The sequence below is a fragment of the Pseudomonas sp. ML2-2023-6 genome, from assembly GCF_037055265.1.
GTDB lineage: Bacteria > Pseudomonadota > Gammaproteobacteria > Pseudomonadales > Pseudomonadaceae > Aquipseudomonas > Aquipseudomonas kulmbachensis.
On record NZ_CP146347.1, the window covers coordinates 4330513 to 4351486 of the forward strand.

General features: G+C 57.7%; 16 protein-coding genes. 9 read left to right on the plus strand and 7 right to left on the minus strand.

Annotated elements, in window-relative coordinates; genetic code table 11:
- The first annotated feature begins 218 nt into the window (after window positions 1-218).
- A complete protein-coding gene (locus V6L79_RS20170; RefSeq protein WP_261739108.1) occupies window positions 219-605 on the plus strand; it encodes a fe2+ zn2+ uptake regulation protein in 387 nt (128 codons plus the stop codon).
- On the opposite strand, the gene V6L79_RS20175 is transcribed toward V6L79_RS20170, so the two are convergent.
- Window positions 602-790, minus strand: a complete 189-nt coding sequence (locus V6L79_RS20175) for a hypothetical protein (RefSeq protein ID WP_261739109.1) — start codon at window positions 788-790, stop codon at window positions 602-604. The two genes, V6L79_RS20170 and V6L79_RS20175, sit on opposite strands and share 4 nt — an antisense overlap.
- A 317-nt stretch (window positions 791-1107) precedes the next feature.
- A complete protein-coding gene (locus V6L79_RS20180; protein ID WP_261739110.1) occupies window positions 1108-2013 on the minus strand; it encodes a LysR family transcriptional regulator in 906 nt (301 codons plus the stop codon).
- A gap of 107 nt (window positions 2014-2120) precedes the next feature.
- On the opposite strand from V6L79_RS20180, the gene V6L79_RS20185 reads away from it, so the two are divergent.
- Window positions 2121-3116 carry an aldo/keto reductase gene (locus tag V6L79_RS20185; RefSeq protein ID WP_321834063.1) on the plus strand — a complete coding sequence of 332 codons (996 nt, stop codon included), beginning with the start codon at window positions 2121-2123 and terminating at the stop codon, window positions 3114-3116.
- 136 nt (window positions 3117-3252) lie between these two features.
- Here the strand turns inward: V6L79_RS20185 and V6L79_RS20190 are convergent, their stop codons facing one another.
- The 3 genes from V6L79_RS20190 to V6L79_RS20200 all read right to left on the minus strand — a co-directional run bounded on the left by V6L79_RS20190 (window position 3253) and on the right by V6L79_RS20200 (window position 9365).
- Window positions 3253-6927 carry a translocation/assembly module TamB domain-containing protein gene (locus V6L79_RS20190; protein ID WP_338579403.1) on the minus strand — a complete coding sequence of 1225 codons (3675 nt, stop codon included), beginning with the start codon at window positions 6925-6927 and terminating at the stop codon, window positions 3253-3255.
- The gene (locus V6L79_RS20195) at window positions 6924-8651 is read right to left on the minus strand and encodes an autotransporter assembly complex family protein (RefSeq protein WP_261739113.1); all 1728 of its coding nucleotides are present in this window, start codon (window positions 8649-8651) and stop codon (window positions 6924-6926) included. Before V6L79_RS20195 ends, V6L79_RS20190 begins: the two co-directional genes overlap by 4 nt.
- 63 nt (window positions 8652-8714) lie before the next feature.
- Window positions 8715-9365 carry a GNAT family N-acetyltransferase gene (locus V6L79_RS20200; RefSeq protein ID WP_261739114.1) on the minus strand — a complete coding sequence of 217 codons (651 nt, stop codon included), beginning with the start codon at window positions 9363-9365 and terminating at the stop codon, window positions 8715-8717.
- 183 nt (window positions 9366-9548) lie between these two features.
- Here V6L79_RS20200 and xthA point away from each other — a divergent pair, with 183 nt between their 5' ends.
- On the plus strand, window positions 9549-10361 hold the full coding sequence (xthA, locus tag V6L79_RS20205) for an exodeoxyribonuclease III (protein WP_261739115.1): 813 nt from the start codon (window positions 9549-9551) through the stop codon (window positions 10359-10361).
- A 243-nt stretch (window positions 10362-10604) separates the two neighbouring features.
- Window positions 10605-11900: a phosphate ABC transporter substrate-binding/OmpA family protein gene (locus V6L79_RS20210; RefSeq protein WP_261742468.1), complete on the plus strand. Its 1296-nt coding sequence runs from the start codon at window positions 10605-10607 to the stop codon at window positions 11898-11900.
- A gap of 20 nt (window positions 11901-11920) precedes the next feature.
- On the opposite strand, the gene V6L79_RS20215 is transcribed toward V6L79_RS20210, so the two are convergent.
- Window positions 11921-13126, minus strand: coding sequence for an acyl-CoA dehydrogenase (locus V6L79_RS20215; protein ID WP_261739116.1), 1206 nt, complete (start codon window positions 13124-13126; stop codon window positions 11921-11923).
- Between the two features lie 158 nt (window positions 13127-13284).
- On the opposite strand from V6L79_RS20215, the gene V6L79_RS20220 reads away from it, so the two are divergent.
- From V6L79_RS20220 to V6L79_RS20230, 3 genes are read left to right on the plus strand one after another with little or no spacing between them, the layout of a single operon-like run.
- Entirely contained in the window at window positions 13285-14238 is a 954-nt protein-coding gene (locus tag V6L79_RS20220; RefSeq protein ID WP_261739117.1) for a LysR family transcriptional regulator, read from the plus strand.
- Window positions 14239-14264: 26 nt separating this feature from the next.
- A complete protein-coding gene (locus V6L79_RS20225) occupies window positions 14265-14663 on the plus strand; it encodes a MerR family DNA-binding transcriptional regulator (protein WP_261739118.1) in 399 nt (132 codons plus the stop codon).
- Between the two features lie 52 nt (window positions 14664-14715).
- Entirely contained in the window at window positions 14716-15612 is an 897-nt protein-coding gene (locus tag V6L79_RS20230) for a hydroxymethylglutaryl-CoA lyase (protein WP_338579404.1), read from the plus strand.
- Between the two features lie 685 nt (window positions 15613-16297).
- On the opposite strand, the gene V6L79_RS20235 is transcribed toward V6L79_RS20230, so the two are convergent.
- Window positions 16298-17980: an AMP-binding protein gene (locus V6L79_RS20235; RefSeq protein ID WP_338579405.1), complete on the minus strand. Its 1683-nt coding sequence runs from the start codon at window positions 17978-17980 to the stop codon at window positions 16298-16300.
- 204 nt (window positions 17981-18184) lie between these two features.
- Here V6L79_RS20235 and V6L79_RS20240 point away from each other — a divergent pair, with 204 nt between their 5' ends.
- Entirely contained in the window at window positions 18185-19348 is a 1164-nt protein-coding gene (locus tag V6L79_RS20240) for an isovaleryl-CoA dehydrogenase (RefSeq protein WP_261739121.1), read from the plus strand.
- An 11-nt stretch (window positions 19349-19359) separates the two neighbouring features.
- Window positions 19360-20967, plus strand: a complete 1608-nt coding sequence (locus V6L79_RS20245) for a carboxyl transferase domain-containing protein (RefSeq protein WP_338579406.1) — start codon at window positions 19360-19362, stop codon at window positions 20965-20967.
- The last annotated feature ends 7 nt before the right edge of the window (window positions 20968-20974 follow it).

Here is a 20974-nt window from a genome sequence, read left to right on the forward strand (position 1 = left end):
GATTGAAAACCACCACGGGCAAGTGAAAAACGAAGCAGGTTAAAAAAATTTAATAATTGTTCCAAACCCCCGTTCTTACTGGGGGCATACGTAATCGAGACGGATTTACGACAAATTTTCTACATTCAAATGTTCATGATTTAAGTCGCTCATTCGTCTAGTTAACCAAGAGCATTTTTTTTCTTTTCCTGATCAGGCTCTGAAAAGGAGTTTTTTGCATGCACAACCAGCAAATACCAACGGATGGTAGCCACCAGCATCACGACACAGCTTTCCAGCCCGACCCGGGGTTGCTGGAGGCTCTGGCTCCTTTGCAGGGCAACGAACGGATCCGTCACTTACTCAAGTGTTTCGGGCTGCGTACCAGCCTGGTACGGCTCAAGGTCATTGACGCATTGCTGACCGCGGCCGGGAATGACCGACGGCTGGGAGTGCGCGGCATGCACAGTCATTTGCAGGCACTGGATATTCCACTGTCGTTTCTGAGTGTGCGCGAGGTGCTCAAGCGCTTGTGCAGCGAGGGGGTGGTGGTGCTCAACAGCGACAAGAGCTACAGCCTGCATCCACAGGCTGAAGCCGTTCTGATCGGAAGGATTGAAGCTTAAATCTTGGTCTTGCGGCGCATCACACCGTTGATCACGACCACGACCACAGCCACGCCGATGGCGATGTACTGGAACATTTTCTCGCTGATCATGCCGGCGTTCTGCATGTACGAAAGACCAAACATGATCCCCAGAACTACCAGTGAGATCAAAATCGAGTATTTCAAGCGCTGCGAAGGGGTCATAACCTGTTCCTGAAGTAAGTCTGAAAACGCAAACCGGGAATTTAACAAATATGTTCGGTTTACGGAGATGATTTGAAACATTCGAGGTCTCATCTTACAGCCGGGGAAGCTTTTTAGCTGCCACCGGCTCTAACCTTGAGGATCTGTGCATGTTACGTCGTATCTCCAGGCTGGTCCCGTTGTTGCTCATCCTGGCCATGAGCGGGTGCGTGGTTTTCCCAGGTCATGGAAGGCATGGCGATCACCGTTACTATGATGGTGGCCCAGGTTATTACCACCGCTGATGAATCACCCCGAGCCTGCCCCGCAGGCTCGGGTTAACGTCTAAAGCCACTGCCCGGCCGGGCACACAAGTCCACCAGCCAATCCACAAACACCCGCACTCGCGGCGACAGTTGCCGATGCGGCGGATACAGGGCGGTCAATGCCATGCGCGGTGGCAGACAATCGCCGAGCACTTCTTGCACTCGTCCTTCACGTACCAGTTGCGCAACATGGTAATGCGGCACTTGCACCAGACCATACCCCGCCACACACGCCGCCAGATAACCCTCTGCACTATTGACCGCGATCTGCTTGGGCAAATCCACCAGACGTACTTCGTCACCGATCTGGAACTCCAGCCCGTAGCGCTTGCCGGATGCGCTGGAGAAGTACTCCACCACCTGATGCCCGCTCAAGTCCTCAAGTGATTGCGGCACGCCGTGGGCCTGCAAATAGCCGGGGCTGGCGCACGTGATCTGATCCATCTGCACCAGCGGCCGCGCTACCAGTGAATCATCCATCGTCAATCCGCCGCGAATCACGCAATCCACACCTTCGCGAATCAGATCCACCGGGCGATCGTTAAGACCGATTTCCAGCTCGATGTGCGCATAGCGCTGCGTGAATTCCGGCAAAGCCGGCAACACCACCAGGCGGCCCACCGCAGCAGGCATCTCGACCCGAAGCGTTCCCTTGGGCTGGCTGCTTTTGAACAGCCCTTCGGCTTCCTCAAGATCTGCCAGCAAACTGATGCAGCGCTGGTAGTACGCGGCGCCGTCCAGGGTAGGACTCACTTGGCGCGTAGTGCGATGCAACAGTTGTACGCCCAAGTGCGCTTCCAGTTGCTTGATCAGTACCGTGACCGAGGCGCGAGGCATTTGCAGGCTGTCGGCAGCTTTGGCGAAACCGCCCAGCTCAACGATACGGGTAAAGACCCGCATCGCGTTGAATCGGTCCATAGCCCCTCCATTGTTTAGAAAATACGAATACTCATAGTGTTTTTACCCGGTTTATCTTGCCGCTGTCGAGGTCAAGAATAGCTCCACCCCACTCAGGAGCACTTCGCATGCACACTCGCCAACTTGGTAAAAACGGCCCTTATGTCAGCGCTATTGGCCTTGGCTGCATGGGCATGACCGACTTCTACACCACCGGCAGCAACACCCGCGAAGCCGTGGCCACCCTGCACCGAGCCCTGGAACTGGGAATCAACCTGCTCGATACCGCCGATATTTACGGCCCGCACACCAATGAAGAACTGATCGGCCAGGCGATACGCGGCAAACGCGACCAGGTGTTTGTGGCCAGCAAGTTCGGCATCGTACGTGATCCGGCCAACCCGGCCTTTCGCGCCGTCAGCGGTCGCCCCGAGTACATCCGCCAGTCCATCGAGGGCAGCCTCAAGCGTTTGGGGGTCGAGACTATCGACCTGTACTACCAGCACCGCATGGACCCGAATGTACCGATTGAAGAGACCGTCGGCGCGATGGCGGATCTGGTCAAGGCGGGCAAGGTTCGCTATCTGGGCCTGAGCGAGGCCTCGGCAACGACCCTTGAACGTGCGCACAAGGTGCATCCGATCAGCGCGCTGCAAAGTGAGTATTCGCTGTGGAGCCGGGATCAGGAAGACAACGGCTGCCTTGAGGCCTGCCGACGCCTGGGGATTGCCTTTGTGCCTTATAGCCCGCTGGGGCGTGGCTTTTTGACCGGCGCTCTGAAAACTGCTGACGACTTTGCCGACGACGACTACCGCCGTTTCAGCCCGCGTTTTCAAGGTGACAACTTCGCCAAAAATCTGCTGTTGGTTGAGCAGGTTGAAAGTCTGGCGGCGGAAAAAGGCGTAACTGCCGGGCAATTGGCCTTGGCGTGGGTACTGGCTCAAGGTGATTACCTGATCCCGATCCCTGGCACCAAACAGCGCAAGTATCTGGAACAGAATGTGGCGGCGCTGGAGGTCAAGTTGAACGCCAGCGAACTGGCGGCACTGGAGGCGATTTTCCCGGCCAGCGCCGTGGCAGGGTTGCGCTATACCGAAGAGGTGATGCAGCAACTGAATCACTGATCAATAGCCTGTAGATACTCAGCTCCAGGTCAAGCACCCTGTGGGAGCGAGCCTGCCCGCGAATGATCTTCGCGAGCAGGCTCGCTCCCACGGCTGAAGTATCTCTGTAACCGCTGCCGCAGGATTTCACCCCAGGTTAAAAATCCCGTTTGTAGAAGATATCCAGCGAACTCGCAAAGCCGCTGGCCACTTCGACATACACCCGTTTGCTCAGTTTGTAACGCAGGGCAATGGTACTGGCAGGTTCAAATACGCCAACCCCGTAACGCACGCTCAAGCGCTCGTTGATCTTGCCACTGGCCACCACTGCCGTGCTGTTGCCGCTGCCTTGGGTGTCGAGTTCAAAGTCCTTGATCCCCAGGTGATTGGCCAGGCTGGTGGTGATCCCCGAACTGCCCATCAACCCCAGGCCCAGTGCCGCTTGCGCCAGCATGTTTTCATCTTCACCAGTCCCCGTCAGCGGTCGCCCCAGAATCAGGTAGGACAGCGCCTGCTCCTGGCTCATGGCCGGTTCCGAGAAGATTTGCGTGGTGGGCTGTTCCGCACTGCCTGTCAGGCGAATCCCGGCGATAACATCGTCGGTCTGGCGAATCGCTTCGATGTCCAGATACGGCTGGTCAATGGGCCCGGCAAACAACAAACGCGCCCGGCGGATGGTCAACTTCTGGCCATAGGCCCGGTAGCGGCCATTGTTCAACCGTAACTCGCCACGGGTATCCATGTTGTTGCCGATATGCACCTGCCCGGCCAGGTCAGCGTTCAGGCCGAAGCCCGAGAACGTCAGCAACTCCTGCCCCACCACCACCGTGATGTCCATATCAACCTGCATCGGCGGCGCCTCATCCGTCGTTTGCTGGCCCACGATCACCGTGTCATCCGAGACCTTGACCGTCGAAGGCGGCAACTCGCGAACAACGATTTCACCTTTGGGAACGTTCACCCGACCGGCGATCAACAAGGTGTTATCGGCATTCAGGGAGATCTTCAGGTCGGGGGCGACTTCAAGCTTGGCGTAGGGCTCCACCGTAACCGGCAAATTGTTGCCCTTGACCAGCACGTTGACCGCCATAGCCTGGCCCCAGGCGAGATTGCCGCTGATGCTGCCCTGCCCTTGAGGGCCACTGGTCCAGCCACCATTCAACAGTGCAGTTTCACCGTTGATGGCTACCGAAAGTTGCAGATTCTCGAAACTGGTTGGCAACTGCGGGCCTGAAATTTCGCCGCCAGTCAGAGCCACATTGCCGTTGATATGAGGCGCCAGCAACGCGCCGGAAATCGTGCCCGAGCCGTTCAATTGGCCGGTGAGTTTTTCCACCATTGGCGCAAATGGACGAATCATCGACACATCCAACCCGCTCAGGCGGAACTCACCGGTGATCGGTTTGCTTTTTGGCAGCGGGTTGATTCGCGCCGCCAGCATCAGTTGCCCCAGCTTGCCACCGTCGAAATCGAGCCTGGAGTCGACCCGGTTGGGCGTCAGATTGCTGGTCAGCTTGAACGCCTGATACGGGAAGTCCAGCCACTGGCCCTTGTCCTTGAAGCGCAACGTGCCGCCACTGGCATCCACCACTATCTGGCCTTTGGGCCCGCTGGCTGGCAGGTCGAGCATCAGGTCAGCATTGAGCTGGCCTTGCCATTGGAAATCCTTGGGCAGCCACTGCGCCAGGCTGTCGAGCGGAAACTGCTTGAGGTGCAAGCGCAACTTGGGATCCGGCGCCAGGCGTTGCTCTTCGCTGCACAAACTGGCCGGACCAGAGATCCAGCACTGTGCGCCCAGATTGACCCGGCCATCGGCCAGGCGTTCCAGGCGCGCCGGGTTTTGCAACACCCAGTCCTGCCCGCCAGCCTTGACGTCACCGCTGACCAATCGTCCACGCCAATTGTCTTTATCCAGGCCACCCTCCAGCGCCAGGCCCAGTTGCAGCAACGGCCCTTGCAACGCCAGCTTCAACTGCTGGCGCTTGATATCGCCACTGCCGTTGGCAGTGAGTACGCCAAGCTGAGTGTCACCGGCCTGAATCCCGCTGCCTTTGAGGTCAAAGCGACCACGTTGATTACGATCAAGACTGGCATCCAGGCTCAGGCTTTGCAGATGATTATCGGCAAATGCCAGCTGTTGGCCGTTGAGCTGCACCTTGCCTTGCGGCGCGTTGAGCGTCCCGGCCAGGTCGACCCGGCCTTTGAGCTGGCCGCGCAGTTCGGGCCACAGTTGCCCCAGACGCGGCATGTTCAGATCAAGCTGGGCCTTGAGTTGCTGCTGCAAACTGGCGCTGCCATTGATTCGGTTATCACCCAGGCGAATGTCCAGCGCACTGACAGTCCAGGCCTCACCTGCGCCTGCAGCCTTGGCTTGCAATACCGCTGGCTGGCCGCGCAAACGGCCTTTAAGGTCGAGGTTGGCATCCAGCTCAAGACGCTCATTTTTGAATGAGCCCTTGCTGCGCAATGGCCCTGCCAACGTACCCGGCAACTCGGCCACCCAGTACGCTGGGTTGATTGCACTCAAATCCAGTGCCGTGTCCCACACCAGGCCGTCGGCGAACTGCAGATTGACGTGCCCTTCGGCCTTGCCCTGCCCGGCCACCAGCTTGAGCTGCGGCAGGAATATCTTGCCCAGATCGCCACTGAATGGGCTGCTGAGGCTGAACTTGCCTGCTGGACCGTCGAGGTCAGCCTTGAAGTTGCCCAGATAATTGCCATCTCTGTAGGACACTTCACCAACAAAGGTACGCAAGTCCACATCGGGCTTGTCGATCACCGGGTACAGGTTGTGCCAGGGGAATTCCAGCCAGTCGATTTTGGCTTCGGCACTCAAACCTTCCTGCCAGTCCACTTGCCCCGACAGTTTCAAGCGCTGCTGCGGGTTGGCCGTCAAATCCAGTGCTGCGATTTGCGCGCCCTTGGCATCTACCCGACCTTTGAGCAGCAGATTCACTGGCTCTTTTTCAGCTGGCAGAGTGGCGCTGCCATTCAATTCATAACCGTCTTTGAGATTGCCCTTAGCCGTGAGCAGCAACTGATTGAGCTGCAAGGTATCCGGCAGATCCGGACTGGCCTTGAACGGCTCGGCGGTAATTTTCAACTGCGCCGGGAAGTTATCCGCCAACGGCTGAATTTCACCCGTCAGATGCGCGTTAAGGTAACCGCTGCTGTCGGCCGTAAGGTTCAGCGTAGTGCGCACACTACCTTCAACCTTGAGCGCCAGCGCCAAGGTTTTTTCACCCGGTGCTGGCAGGCTGATATTGCCTTGCAAGGTCAATGGCCAGTCGCCATTGGGTTGCAACAACCCGGACAGTTCAACGTTCAGGTCTTCGCGCTCGACATGCACCGAGTCGATCTGCAAACCCTTGGCGGTCCACTGCGCCGACATCTGCATGCCTTTGAGTTGTTCGATGCCGTTGAACAGCACATTGCCGACTTTGACCACTCCAACCTCAATCGCCAGCGGCAATTTCAACTCCGGCAGGCTGATCGGACCGCTAATGCTGTCCTCACTCGGGGGAAATTGCAGGCTGATTTGCTCGGCCTGCAATTGATCAATACACAGAGTCATGCGCATCAGGCAGCCCGGCGACCAGGCAAAGATCGGCCTGCTCACCTCGACCCGACTGGTACCTTGCTCCCACAACAGATGATCGGCACCCCATTGGCCACCCAGGCGCCCGGCGAAGTTGTCCACTTGCAAGCCCGGCACTTGCCCCAGCACCCAGCGGCTGCCCGCCTGCGTCCCGAGAATAACGCCCACGCTGACAACCACCAGCAGCACCAACGCCAACAACACCAGACCGGCTATTTTCAAACCACGAATCACAGTTCTGGCCCCATCGAGAAGTGCAAACGAACACCGCCATCGTCATCCAGCGCATGGGCCAGATCGAGGCGTATCGGGCCAACCGGAGAAATCCAGCGAATACCCACACCGACCCCGGTTTTCAGGCTCGGAAAGTCCAGCGTATTGAATGCGTTGCCCTGGTCGACAAAAGTCGCCCAGCGCCATTTGTCAGCGAACTGATATTGATACTCAAGGCTGCCAGCCAGCATGTAACGCCCGCCGATGCGATCACCTTCCGAATTTTTCGGCGACAGGGTCTGGTAGTCATAGCCACGCACGCTCTGGTCGCCACCGGCAAAGAAGCGCAAGGATGGCGGAATCGATTGGTAGCCATTGGTGGCACTGCCGCCAAACTGAATCCGCCCCAAAAAGCGGTGCTTGTCCCACAAGGTGGTCAGCGCCTTGAGCTTCACATCACCATGGAACAGGTTGGTATCGGACAACAATCCTTCCTTGGCCACTTGCATATCCGTGGTCACGCTATAACCGTGGCTGGGATCGATACGGTTATCGCTGCGCAATACCGAATAGCTGACGCCTGGCATCAGCAGGGTACTGAGGCCAGAGTCATCGCCCAGGCGATATTCCTCGTGCTGCCACTTGAGCGACACGACTCGCGTCCAGCCGTTGTCCAGTTTGCTGTGCCACTCGGGGCCAACCGTGAGCAACTTGCTCAAGGTATCGGTGTTGGCGATTTCTTCATTTTGATAACCCGCGGCAAGACGCAGCTTGTCGGTCAGCGGCGGATCCAGCGGGATGTCATACCAGGCGCCGACGTTTTGCTTGGGCTGGGAAATTTCAGATTCGAAACCATAGCTATCGCCCCGCGGGTTGCCCCAGTGACGCATCCAGCTAGCCTTGCCACGGGCACCGGTGTCGGTCGAAAAACCAAGGCCAAGGGTCATGGTGCGCGGCTTGCGGGTTTCCAGATCAACGTCGACCGGAATTACTTGCCCTACAGCGGTACTCGGTGCGGCATCGACACGCACGACTTCAAAATAACCACTGCTTTGCAGGTTTTGATTGAGCTCTGCAACCAGCTCCGAGTCGTAAGGGGTGTCCGGAGTAAAAGGCACCATGCGTTGCAACAGGGTTTGGTCAAAAGGTGCATCGCCGGCAAAACTGACTTTGCCAAGGAGGAAACGCGGTCCGCTTTCGTAGACCAGATCGATGTCTGCAAAACCGCCTTTAGGGTCGACCAGCAGTTCGTGCCGAGTAAATTTGCCGTTGAAAAAACCGTACCGCAGGGCCCGGTTTTGAATCATCCGCTTGGCGTCTTCGTAGTTGCCCTGATTAAGCACCGCACCCGGTTTCAGATCATCACTGGCCGGGATTTGAAACGCCTTGAGCGAGGCGGCCGGGCCTTCGACGCGCACATTGACGTTGCGCAGATGCACCGGTTCGCCGGGATCAATGCGCAACACCAGACGCGGTTTGGCACCGGGCTCAACCTCGGCTTCTATGCTGGGCTGGTAGTAACCCAAGGCCTGGGATGCTTTAAGGGCCTGCTCTTGCGCACCACGCTTGAAGCGCAGCAACGCTTTCTCGTCGCGATCGTCGAGGCTGCCGATATAACCTTCCACGTTGGCCTTGAGGGCATCGTTTGCCGGGTTGACCTTGACCACCAGCTCGCTTTGGGCAAACGCCGCAAAACTGCTGAACAGCAGGACAACACCACTGGTAAATCTTCCTGGATACTTCATAGGCGCGAATGCTATCACGGGCTAGGGTGCGCATAGAGCGCGTCAATGGGCAGAAACTGGATTTTAAGCTTCGTCTACGCGTGAAACCTGTGGATTGGCATGAAAGAACACATGCTCCACAACAGGTCCGACCGCTACCTCACCTATTTCCACATAACCCTGACGCTTGTAGAACTCCAGATAGTGCGGGTTCCCGGTGTCGAGCACCACGCCTTCGGAATGTTCGTCTTCGGCACACCAGTTATGCACGGCTTCCAGCAACTGCTCGCCATAGTGCAACCCCTGAAATTCAGGATGAATCCCCAACAACGGCAACATGTGGACTGCATCGCCCGGGACGCAGGCCTGTACCGCTTGGTGATAATCCAGATAGCGCCGCGTACAGCTCAAACCGGTACTGAGCAGCATACGCAACTGCCATGCCCAACTTTCAGTGATGCCCAGGCGCCTTTGCGGCGGCGCAATCAAGGCAACACCCAACAACCGGTCATTGACCAGCAACCCCAACGCGGGCAAATCCTGCAGGAAATGCTGCTTGACCAGCTCGCGCACCGTGGCCCTGACCCGCTGTTCGTAACCACTGCGGTTCGCGTTAAACAGAAAGCGGAACGTCGGCTCATGGCGATAGGCCTGATACAGCAAAGAGCGCGCTTCTCTTGAATAGCCGCTGTCGAGCATCTGAATCTGACTGCTGGCGTTCGACGTTTGCGTCATGCGATAAATCTCCCGGGCGCGGCCTGCATGGCAGCGCTTCTAATGCGTACGAACCCCCGAGTGCCACAACAGTTCAATCATGGCCAAGTGCATCCTACGTTAGCAGTGCATTTGACCTACTGCACACTGGCCGCTGACGCGTCAGTCCGCTAGCATCGCAGTTTTGCTCAGGACTGCCCGCCCATGAAAATCGTTTCATTCAACATCAATGGCCTGCGCGCTCGGCCGCATCAACTGGCAGCCCTGATCGAAAAACATCAGCCAGACGTGATCGGCCTGCAAGAAACCAAAGTCCATGACGACCAGTTCCCCCTCGCCGACATCGAAGCGCTGGGTTATCACGTGCACTTTCATGGCCAAAAAGGCCATTACGGTGTCGCCCTGCTCTCGCGCCAGGCGCCGCTGGAACTGCATAAAGGTTTCGCCAGCGACGAAGAAGATGCGCAACGGCGTTTTATCTGGGGCACTTTCGCCGACGAAAACGGCCAGCCCGTGACCATCATGAACGGTTACTTCCCACAGGGCGAAAGCCGCGACCACCCTACCAAGTTTCCGGCCAAGCAGCGTTTTTACAGCGACCTGCAGCAGTTGCTCGAAAGCCAGTTCAGCAACGAACAACCGCTGGTGGTGATGGGTGATATCAATATTTCCCCACAGGACTGCGACATCGGCATCGGCCCGGACAACGCCAAGCGCTGGCTGAAAACCGGCAAGTGCAGCTTTTTGCCGGAAGAGCGCGAGTGGCTGGAACGCCTAAAGGGCTGGGGGCTGGTAGACAGCTTCCGTTATCTGCACCCGGACGTGGCCGACCGCTTCAGCTGGTTCGACTACCGCAGCCGCGGTTTTGAAGACGAGCCCAAGCGCGGCCTGCGGATTGACGTGATCCTCGCCTCCGAGGGGCTGGTGCCACGGATCAAGGCGGCGGGAGTCGACTACGACCTGCGCGGCATGGAAAAACCATCAGACCATGCACCGATCTGGCTGGAATTGAGCTGAGTGGCCTGTAGCCGCTGAGGAGCGCAGCGGGGCTGCGTTCGGCGGCGTATCCGTCGTGAAACCTGAGCACTCAATTTGTCTGTCACATTGAGGCGCCTGATTTGCGACGACTCCTTCGCCGAACGCAGCCTCGTTCCTCCGGCAGCGGCTACAGGAAACCGTGTCATCGGCTTGCAACTTTTCTGACTTAAATTGCATGCACTTCTATGGCCCCCAGGAAGGTGCCCGCTGATGCTGCGCTTTATGTCGTTGACCCTGTTCTGCACCATGACCAGCCTGGTCATTGCTGCCGACTTGCACATACAGGGTTCCAACACTATCGGCGCCAACCTCGGCCCGGCGCTGGTGGCGGCCATGCTGGCCGAGCAAGGGCTGCATGACATCCATAGCGTCCCCGTCGTCCCTCCCAACGAACACAGTATTGTCGGCACCAACGCGCAAGGTCAGCAGATCCGCGTGGATGTTGCTGCACACGGCTCGGGGACCGGTTTCGCTGCACTTGCCTCTGGGCAGGCGGATCTGGTGGCCTCATCGCGACCAATCAAGGACCGTGAGCTGGTCGACCTCGAACGCTTGGGTGACCTGAAAAGCCCTGACGCCGAGCAGGTAATTGCCATCGACGGGCTGGCGATTATTCTTCACCCACGCAACCCGCTCAATCAACTCAACACCGAACAGCTGGCACAGATTTTCAGCGGCCAGATCAACCGCTGGGAACAACTGGGCGGCATCGGCGGCGCCATCCATTTATATGCTCGCGATAATCAATCCGGCACCTGGGAAATCTTCAAGGAGCTGGTCTTGAACCGCAGCGAGCACCCCTTGAGCAGCACCGCGAAACGCTTTGAATCCAGCGAGCAGCTGTCGGATGCGGTCAGCCACGATCCGCAAGCCATTGGTTTTATCGGCCTGCCTTATATCCGCGAGGCCAAAGCAGTAGCCATCATCGATGGCGCATCGCAACCGATGCTGCCGCTTACCAGTCTGATCGCCAGCGAGGATTACCCCTTGTCGCGGCGACTGTTCTTTTACCTGCCACCCTCTACGAACAATCCCTGGGCCAAGGCGTTGATTACCTTTACCCAAAGCCCTCAAGGCCAGGCCATCGTTGCACAAAACGGTTTTGTCGCCCAAAGCGTACAGGCAGGCAGTGTGCTTCCCGGTGCACATATGCCTCTGGACTACCAAACCCTGGCCAGAGAAGCGCAGCGCCTGTCAGTCAACTTTCGTTTTGAAGAAGGCAGTGCCTCGCTGGATAACAAGGCACGCCAGGACTTGTTGCGGGTCGTCGAGTACCTGACCGCCACCGGCAAGCTCAACAAACAGGTAACGCTGGTAGGTTTTGGCGATGCCAAGGATGACCCGGAGCGAGCACAACTGCTGTCGAAATTGCGGGCAATGGCTGTACGCCGCGAGCTGGTTAAAAATGGCGTGGTATTGCGCGAGATTCGCGGCTACGGCGCACAAATGCCGGTAGCGGCCAACACCGAAGATGAAGGCCGCCTCAAGAACCGCCGGGTTGAGGTGTGGGTGTATTGACTGCACAGGATCAAAGCCCGTCACTCCACATATTTGTCCAGCTCAAACTTGCCCACCGCTGCCCGGTGTACTTCATCCGGGCCATCGGCCAGGCGCAGCGTGCGCTGCATGGCGTACATATAAGCCAGCGGAAAATCCCCCGACACCCCTGCCCCGCCATGAATCTGAATTGCCCGATCAATCACTTTCAACGCAACGTTCGGGGCGATGACCTTGATCTGGGCGATTTCACTTTTCGCCACCTTGTTACCCACGGTGTCCATCATGTACGCGGCTTTAAGCGTCAACAGCCGCGCCATGTCGATCTCCATCCGCGAGTCGGCGATTTTGTCGATATTGGCCCCCAGACGTGCCAGCGGTTTGCCGAACGCGGTGCGCCCCAACGAGCGTTTACACATCAATTCCAATGCCCGCTCGGCCATGCCAACAGAGCGCATGCAGTGGTGGATTCGCCCCGGCCCAAGGCGGCCTTGAGCAATTTCAAAACCGCGCCCTTCGCCCAGCAAGACATTTTCGTAGGGCACTCGCACATTATCGAACAGTACTTCGGCATGCCCGTGGGGCGCATCGTCATAACCGAACACCGGCAATGGCCGTACGATTTTCACCCCCGGCGTGTCGATGGGCACCAGGATCATCGAGTGCTGCTGATGACGCGGGTTTTCGGGATTGCTCAACCCCATGAAAATCAGAATTTTGCAGCGCGGGTCACAGGCGCCGGACGTCCACCATTTACGGCCATTGATCACCCATTCTTCACCCTCACGCACAGCACGGGCAGCCATATTGGTTGCATCCGATGAGGCCACATCCGGCTCGGTCATCGCGAACGCCGAGCGTATTTCGCCCCGCAGCAGTGGTGCCAGCCACTGTTGTTTTTGCGCCTCGCTGGCGTAACGCACCAGCACCTCCATATTGCCGGTGTCGGGCGCCGAGCAATTGAACGGCTCCGAACCCAGCATCGAGCGGCCCATGATTTCCGCCAGAGGCGCGTATTCCAGATTGGTTAACCCGGCACCCAGTTCGGACTCGGGCAAGAACAGGTTCCACAGGCCTTCAGCCTGGGCCTTGAGTTTCAGCTCTTGCATGATCGCTGTCGGCTGCCAGCGATCGCCTTCAGCCACCTGCTGATCGAAGATCGCTTCCGCCGGGTAAACATAGGCGTCCATAAACGCTGTCACACGCTCGCGCAGTACCTGAACTTTCGGGGAATAAGCGAAATCCATGGGTGGCTACCTTCTACCGGGAATGTCGAAAAATACTGATGCCCGATGCTAGATCAGCCCGCCTTTATTTGCGCCACCTATTAACAGCGTGTATTACCATTCATAAGCAATATATGATTCACCCGCAGCCCTATAACTAACAACAAGAGTCACGTGCCATGAACCTGAACAAGGTTGATCTCAATCTGTTTATCGTCTTCGACGCCATCTACACCGAAGCCAACCTGACCCGCGCCGGGCAAATCATCGGCATCACGCAACCAGCCGTGTCCAATGCACTGGCGCGATTGCGCGAGAGTTTCAACGACCCGCTGTTCGTCCGTACCGCCCAGGGCATGGTGCCGACGCCAATGGCACAAAACATCATCAGCCCGGTGCGCAGTGCCCTCGCGCTGTTGCGCGTATCCGTTCAGGAAAGCCGCACCTTCAACCCCCTGCAAGCCAACAAGACCTACCGTATCAGCATGACTGACCTGACCGAAGCGGTGATTTTGCCGCCGTTATTTCAGCGCTTGCGGCGTCAGGCGCCATCAGTGGTGGTCGAGAGCTTTCTCTCCCATCGACGTGAGACCACCAGTGATCTGGCGGCAGGACGGCTGGATTTTGCGGTGGATGCGCCACTCAATACCGACCCGCAAGTGCGCCATATCAAGTTGATGGAAGACCGCTATGTCTGCGCCATGCGCCAAGGCCATCCATTAGCCAGCAACGCGACCCTGAGCCTGGATGAGTACCTAGCACTGACCCATATTCATATTTCGACCCGGCGCAATGGCCTGGGTGAAGTAGACCTGGCACTGGGAAAAATGGGCCTGCAACGCAAGATCACCCTGCGCTCCCAGCATTACCTGATGGCCTCCAATGTGCTGCAACAAACCGACATGGTCATGACCGTGCCCGAACGTTTTGCCCGGCGCCATGCCCTGCACTTTGTGCCATTGCCGCTCAATGAGTTGCCCAACGTGGAAACCCACTTGTATTGGCACGAAAGCACCGAGCAAGACCCGGCCAATCGCTGGATGCGTGAGCAACTGATCGAGCTGTGCCAACAGCAAGTGAAATCCGAAGCTGCGAGCTTGCTTGACGTATACGTCAAGCAGCCATTAGTTTAAGAGCACGATTCTTCCAGAGCCCGCCCATGAGCAGCCAGACGTACAGTATTTCCGACCTTGCCCGCGAGCTCGACATCACCACCCGTGCCATTCGTTTTTATGAAGAACAAGGTTTGCTCGCCCCCGAGCGACGCGGCCAGGAGCGGGTGTATTCGCCACGGGACAAGGTAAGCCTGAAATTGATCCTGCGCGGCAAGCGCATCGGTTTCTCACTGGCCGAATGCCGCGAGCTGATCGAACTTTACGACCCCACCAGCGGCAATCAAAAGCAGCTCAACAGCATGCTGGGCAAAATCGCCGAACGCCGCGAGCAGTTGGAGCAGCAGTTACTGGATATCCAGCAAATGCAGCTGGAACTGGATACCGCCGAGGAACGCTGTATCCAGGCGCTGGAACAGACCATTAGCAGCCAGGCGACCAATTAGACGCTGATACCCGCTCCCACAGGGTATCCCCACACAGATACGGTGAATCCCCATGACACTTCCAACCTATGTGCGCTTGATCGAAGTTGGCCCCCGCGACGGTCTGCAAAATGAGGCTCAACCCATCAGCGTCGCCGACAAGGTGCAATTGGTTGATGCCCTGACCGACGCCGGGCTGGGCTATATCGAGGTCGGCAGTTTTGTATCGCCCAAGTGGGTGCCGCAAATGGCCGGTTCAGCTGAGGTCTTTGCGCAAATCCAGCGCAAGCCGGGGGTGGTCTACGGTGCACTGGCACCAAACATGCGCGGGTTTGAAGATGCCGTGGCGGCAGGCGTAAAAGAGGTCGCGGTATTTGCCGCGGCATCCGAAGCGTTCTCGCAACGCAATATCAACTGCTCGATCAGCGAAAGCCTGGCGCGCTTTGTGCCCATCATCGAAGCCGCCCAACAGCACGGCATCAGCGTACGCGGCTATGTGTCCTGTGTGCTCGGCTGCCCCTATGAAGGTCAGGTCAGCGCGCAGCAGGTCGCGCAGGTAGCAAAAGAGCTGTACGCCATGGGCTGTTACGAAGTTTCGCTGGGCGACACCATTGGCACCGGAACACCTACGGCCACGCGAGAGATGTTTGAGGCAGTAACCGCTTACGTACCTCGGGAAAAACTCGCCGGGCATTTCCACGATACCTACGGCCAGGCACTGGTGAATATCTACGCCAGCCTGCAGGAAGGCATCGCGGTGTTCGACAGCTCGATTGCCGGCCTCGGCGGCTGCCCTTATGCCAAGGGCGCCAGCGGTAACGTGGCCACAGAAGATGTGCTGTACATGCTCAACGGCATGGGCATCGAAACCGGGATCGACATGGACAAGCTGTTACTGGCCGGTGAACACATCTGCAACGTGCTGGGCCGTGTTACCGGGTCACGGGTAGCAAAGGCCCGCCAGGGCTAAAAAGTGTTCCATGGTGTTACCTCGTGTTCCCACAAACGAGTAACACGGAAACAAACCGGCCATACCTATGGCCGGTTTTTTATTGCCAAAAATCATAAACCGTTGATTTATAAGGGTTTTCAAAAGTTGGCACGGCTCCTGCTATCTCTATGGCATAACAAGAATAAAAACCGCAGCAACATAATAAAAACAATACGAAACGACTCTGACATAACAAAAACAACACGGCAGAGACGCAGCTAACAGATTTTTTTGGAGAAGGTTTACTTTTCCGAGGCGCCTAAAAGCCACCTCGCAACCGGGCAGAGAATAATAAAACTACCTTCAGGTAGCACCCGCACAGGTTGGATCACAGGTTTGATAGCCAGTGATAAAAGTGGATCAGCGCTCAAAAAAATACGTTTGCTCTTGACCCCGGATGGGGGTCGCAAAAAAACGCAGCAAAGGGTGAGTTCCAAAAACAACAATAAACCGCCCTTCAATAATAAAAAAAGAGCATGCAACGACATATTAAAGGGGAGCCCAGGCTCCCCTTTGTGTTGTCCGGGATTTGATATTTTGCCAAATCACATGCCACTCATGTGGGAGCGAGCCTGCTCGCGATGGCCTTCACCTCGGTTTACCTGATAAACCGCAGCGACTGCATCGCGAGCAAGCCCGCTCCCACAAAAAAACAAATAGTGCCTTAGCGTTTTGCACACTCCTGAATGCTGATCTCGCGCATTTTGAACTTCTGGATCTTGCCAGTCACCGTCATGGGAAAGGTCTCCACAAACTTGAAGTAACGCGGCGTTTTAAAGTGCGCAATGCGTGACTTGCACCAGGTTTGCAACTCCAGCTCATTAGCCGTGTGGCCTGGGTGGAATTTGATCCAGGCAACAATCTCTTCGCCGTATTTGGCATCCGGGATGCCCACGATCTGCACGTCAGCCACGGCCGGATGGGTAAAAAAGAACTCTTCCAGCTCACGCGGGTAAATATTTTCACCACCGCGAATAATCATGTCCTTGTTACGCCCCACGATGCGCACATAGCCCTGCTCATCCATCTGCGCCAAATCCCCGGTATGCATCCAGCCTTCGCTGTCGATGGCCTCGCGAGTCGCCTGCGGGTTGCTCCAGTAACCCAGCATCACGCTGTAACCCCGCGTACAGAGCTCACCAATCTCACCGCGTGCAACGGTGTTGCCTTGCGCATCGATCAGCTTGCTCTCCAGCTGTGGCTGGGTACGCCCCACAGTGGTAACACGTAACTCCAACTCATCCGCAGGACCCGTTTGTATCGAGACCGGGCTGGTTTCGGTCATGCCATAGGCAATTTGTACCTCACCCATATGCATTTCGCTGATGACCCGACGCATGATCTCGATCGGGCACGTGGCCCCGGCCATGATTCCGGTACGCAGGCTCGACAGATCAAAGCCGGCACGCTGCGGATGATCAAGCATGGCGATAAACATGGTTGGCACGCCGTACAGCCCGGTAGCCCGCTCCTCGGCCACCGCTTGCAGCGTCAGGCCAGGATCAAAGGCTTCACTGGGGTAGATCATCGTCGTGCCGTGGGTCACGCAACCCAGATTGCCCATCACCATGCCAAAGCAGTGATACAGCGGCACCGGGATTACCAGCCGGTCATTGGCCGTCAGCCCCAGACTTTCACCGACCATGTAGCCATTGTTGAGAATATTGTGATGGCTAAGGGTCGCGCCCTTGGGAAAGCCCGTAGTGCCCGAGGTGTACTGAATGTTTACCGGCTGATCGAAGTGCAGGCTGGCCTGGCGGGCATGCAGTTGGTCAACCGTAACCCCGTCAGCCAGCGGGGCTAGTTGTGACCAGGGCAGGAAGCCAGCAGGCGGCTCAGGAGCAAGGCTGATAACCCCGCGCAGCTCGGCAAAGCGTGGGCAATCAAGCGCCCCGATCGATTGTTCGGCCAGTTCGGGAATGAGTTCCTGGAGCATGGCGTGGTAGTTGGAGGTCTTGAACGCACCCGCGCAAACCAGCCACTGACACCCCGATTGCTTAAGCACGTATTCCAGCTCAGAGAGCCGGTATGCGGGGTTGATGTTGACCAGAATCACGCCAATCCTGGCGCTGGCAAACTGGCTGATAAACCACTCGGCACCGTTAGGAGCCCACACCCCTAGTCGGTCCCCCACTTGCAAACCCAAGGCCAGCAACGCTCTGGCATGCACATCGACCGCTCGCGCCAACTGGGCCCAGGTGTAGCGTTGCTGTTGATGCCGTACCACCAGCGCTTCGCCCTCGGGATAGCGCGCAACGGTCTGATCGAAAGCCTGTCCTATGGTCATCGCCAGCAGTGGCTTGTCCTGCGCACCCTGGCTGTAACTGGGGTTGGATTGCAGCTTCATGACAACTCCTCTTGTGATTGTTTTGGGAGCATGAGTAAAGCGCGTAGCGGCGCCCTCTCAATTGAAGAACAGCAATTACTCTGGCTGAAGTTGACGTTAACGTAAAGGTCGTTGACAGTTTTACAGGCCAAGTTTACGTTAACGTCAAGGTTATCAATGGCGACGTAGTAACCGCCTCCACAAGAACAACGATCAAGGTGCCCCATGAGCTACCCGACTTTGAACTTCGCCCTGGGCGAAACCATCGACATGCTGCGCGATCAGGTCCAGGCCTTCGTCGCTGCCGAACTGGCGCCACGTGCGGCGCAAATCGACAAGGACAATCTGTTCCCCGCCGACATGTGGCGCAAGTTCGGTGACATGGGGTTGCTCGGCATCACCGTTCCGGAAGAATACGGCGGCACCGGTCTGAGCTATTTGGCGCACGTGGTGGCGATGGAAGAAATCAGCCGCGGCTCAGCCTCGGTCGCCCTCTCCTACGGCGCTCACTCCAACCTCTGCGTCAATCAGATCAACCGCAACGGCAGCCACGAACAAAAACTCAAATACTTGCCCAAGCTGATCAGCGGCGAACACGTTGGCGCATTGGCCATGAGCGAACCCAACGCCGGTTCCGATGTGGTGTCGATGAAACTGCGGGCCGACAAGCGCGGCGACCATTACGTCCTCAACGGCAGCAAGACCTGGATCACCAACGGCCCTGATGCCAGCACCTATGTGATCTACGCCAAGACCGATCTGGAAAAGGGCGCCCACGGCATCAGCGCATTTATCGTTGAGCGCGACTGGAAAGGCTTCAGCCGCAGCAGCCATTTCGACAAGCTCGGCATGCGCGGGTCCAATACCAGCGAACTGTTTTTCGACGATGTTGAAGTGCCAGAAGAGAACCTGCTGGGCACCCTCAACGCCGGGGTCAAGGTGTTGATGAGTGGCCTGGACTACGAGCGCGTGGTGCTGTCGGGCGGCCCTACCGGAATCATGCAGGCCTGCATGGATTTGATCGTGCCGTACATCCACGACCGCAAACAGTTCGGCCAGAGCATCGGCGAGTTTCAACTGATCCAGGGCAAGGTGGCTGACATGTACACCCAGCTCAACGCCAGCCGCGCCTATCTGTATGCCGTCGCAGCCGCGTGCGAGCGTGGTGAAACCACGCGCAAGGACGCCGCCGGGGTGATTTTGTACAGCGCCGAACGCGCCACCCAGATGGCCCTCGACGCGATCCAGATTCTGGGTGGCAACGGTTATATCAATGAATTTCCGGCCGGACGCCTGTTGCGTGACGCCAAGCTGTATGAGATCGGAGCTGGCACCAGCGAAATCCGACGCATGCTGATTGGTCGCGAACTCTTCAACGAAACTCGCTAAGGAGCGTAGGCATGTCCATCTTGCATACGACGATCAACCCGCGCTCGGCCGAGTTCGGTGTCAACCGCGACGCCATGCTCAAGCAGGTGGCAGCCTTGCACACCCTGCTCGAGCAGGTACAACAGGGCGGTGGGGCCAAGGCCCAGGAGCGTCACACTTCACGCGGCAAGCTACTGCCACGCGAGCGCATTGATCGCCTGCTGGACTGCGGCTCACCCTTCCTGGAGTTGAGTCAGCTGGCGGCTTACGGCGTGTACGGCGAAGACGTTCCGGCTGCCGGGATAATCGCCGGTATTGGTCGGGTCGAAGGCGTGGAATGCATGATTGTGGCCAACGATGCCACGGTCAAAGGTGGTTCGTACTACCCGCTGACGGTGAAAAAACACCTCCGGGCACAGACTATTGCCGAGCAAAACCGCTTGCCGTGCATCTATCTGGTGGACTCCGGCGGCGCCAACCTGCCACGTCAGGATGAAGTGTTCCCGGACCGCGAGCACTTTGGGCGAATCTTCTTCAATCAAGCCAACATGAGCGCGGCGGGCATCCCGCAAATTGCCGTGGTCATGGGTTCGTGTACCGCTGGTGGTGCCTATGTGCCCGCCATGGCCGACGAAGCCATCATGGTGCGCCAGCAAGCGACAATCTTTCTTGCTGGTCCGCCACTGGTAAAGGCCGCCACCGGCGAGGTGGTCAGTGCCGAAGACCTGGGCGGTGCCGATGTGCACTGCAAGATTTCGGGAGTGGCCGACCATTACGCCGACAGTGACGAGCATGCGCTGGCACTGGCTCGGCGCAGCGTGGCTAACCTCAACTGGCGCAAGTTGGGCCAGTTGCAGCAGCGCACACCGCTGGCACCGCTGTATGGCCGTGACGAGTTGTATGGCATCGTCCCGGCAGATGCCAAACAGCCCTTTGATGTGCGCGAAGTCATTGCGCGGCTGGTGGACGGTTCGGTGTTCGATGAATTCAAAGCCCTGTTCGGCACCACGCTGGTGTGCGGCTTTGCGCATTTGCACGGTTACCCGGTAGCGATCCTGGCCAACAACGGAATTCTGTTCGCCGAAGCGGCACAAAAAGGCGCGCACTTTATCGAGCTGGCGTGCCAGCGCGGTATTCCCTTGGTGTTTCTGCAAAACATCACCGGTTTTATGGTCGGCCAAAAGTACGAAGCCGGTGGCATTGCCAAGCACGGCGCCAAATTGGTCACCGCTGTGGCGTGCGCCAAAGTGCCGAAATTCACCGTAATCATCGGTGGCAGTTTTGGCGCTGGTAACTACGGCATGTGCGGCCGGGCCTACGATCCACGCTTTTTGTGGATGTGGCCCAACGCCCGAATTGGCGTGATGGGCGCCGAACAGGCGGCAGGCGTGCTGGTGCAGGTCAAGCGCGAGCAGGCAGAACGCAACGGCGTCGCGTTTTCAGCCCGCGAAGAAGCCGAGATCAAACAACCGATCCTCGACCAGTACGAACACCAGGGCCACCCCTACTATTCCAGTGCTCGCTTGTGGGATGACGGCGTGATCGACCCGGCGCAAACCCGCGACGTATTGGCGCTGGGTTTGTCGGCGGCGTTGAACGCACCTATCGAAGCCACCCGTTTCGGTGTGTTCCGGATGTAACTCCCAC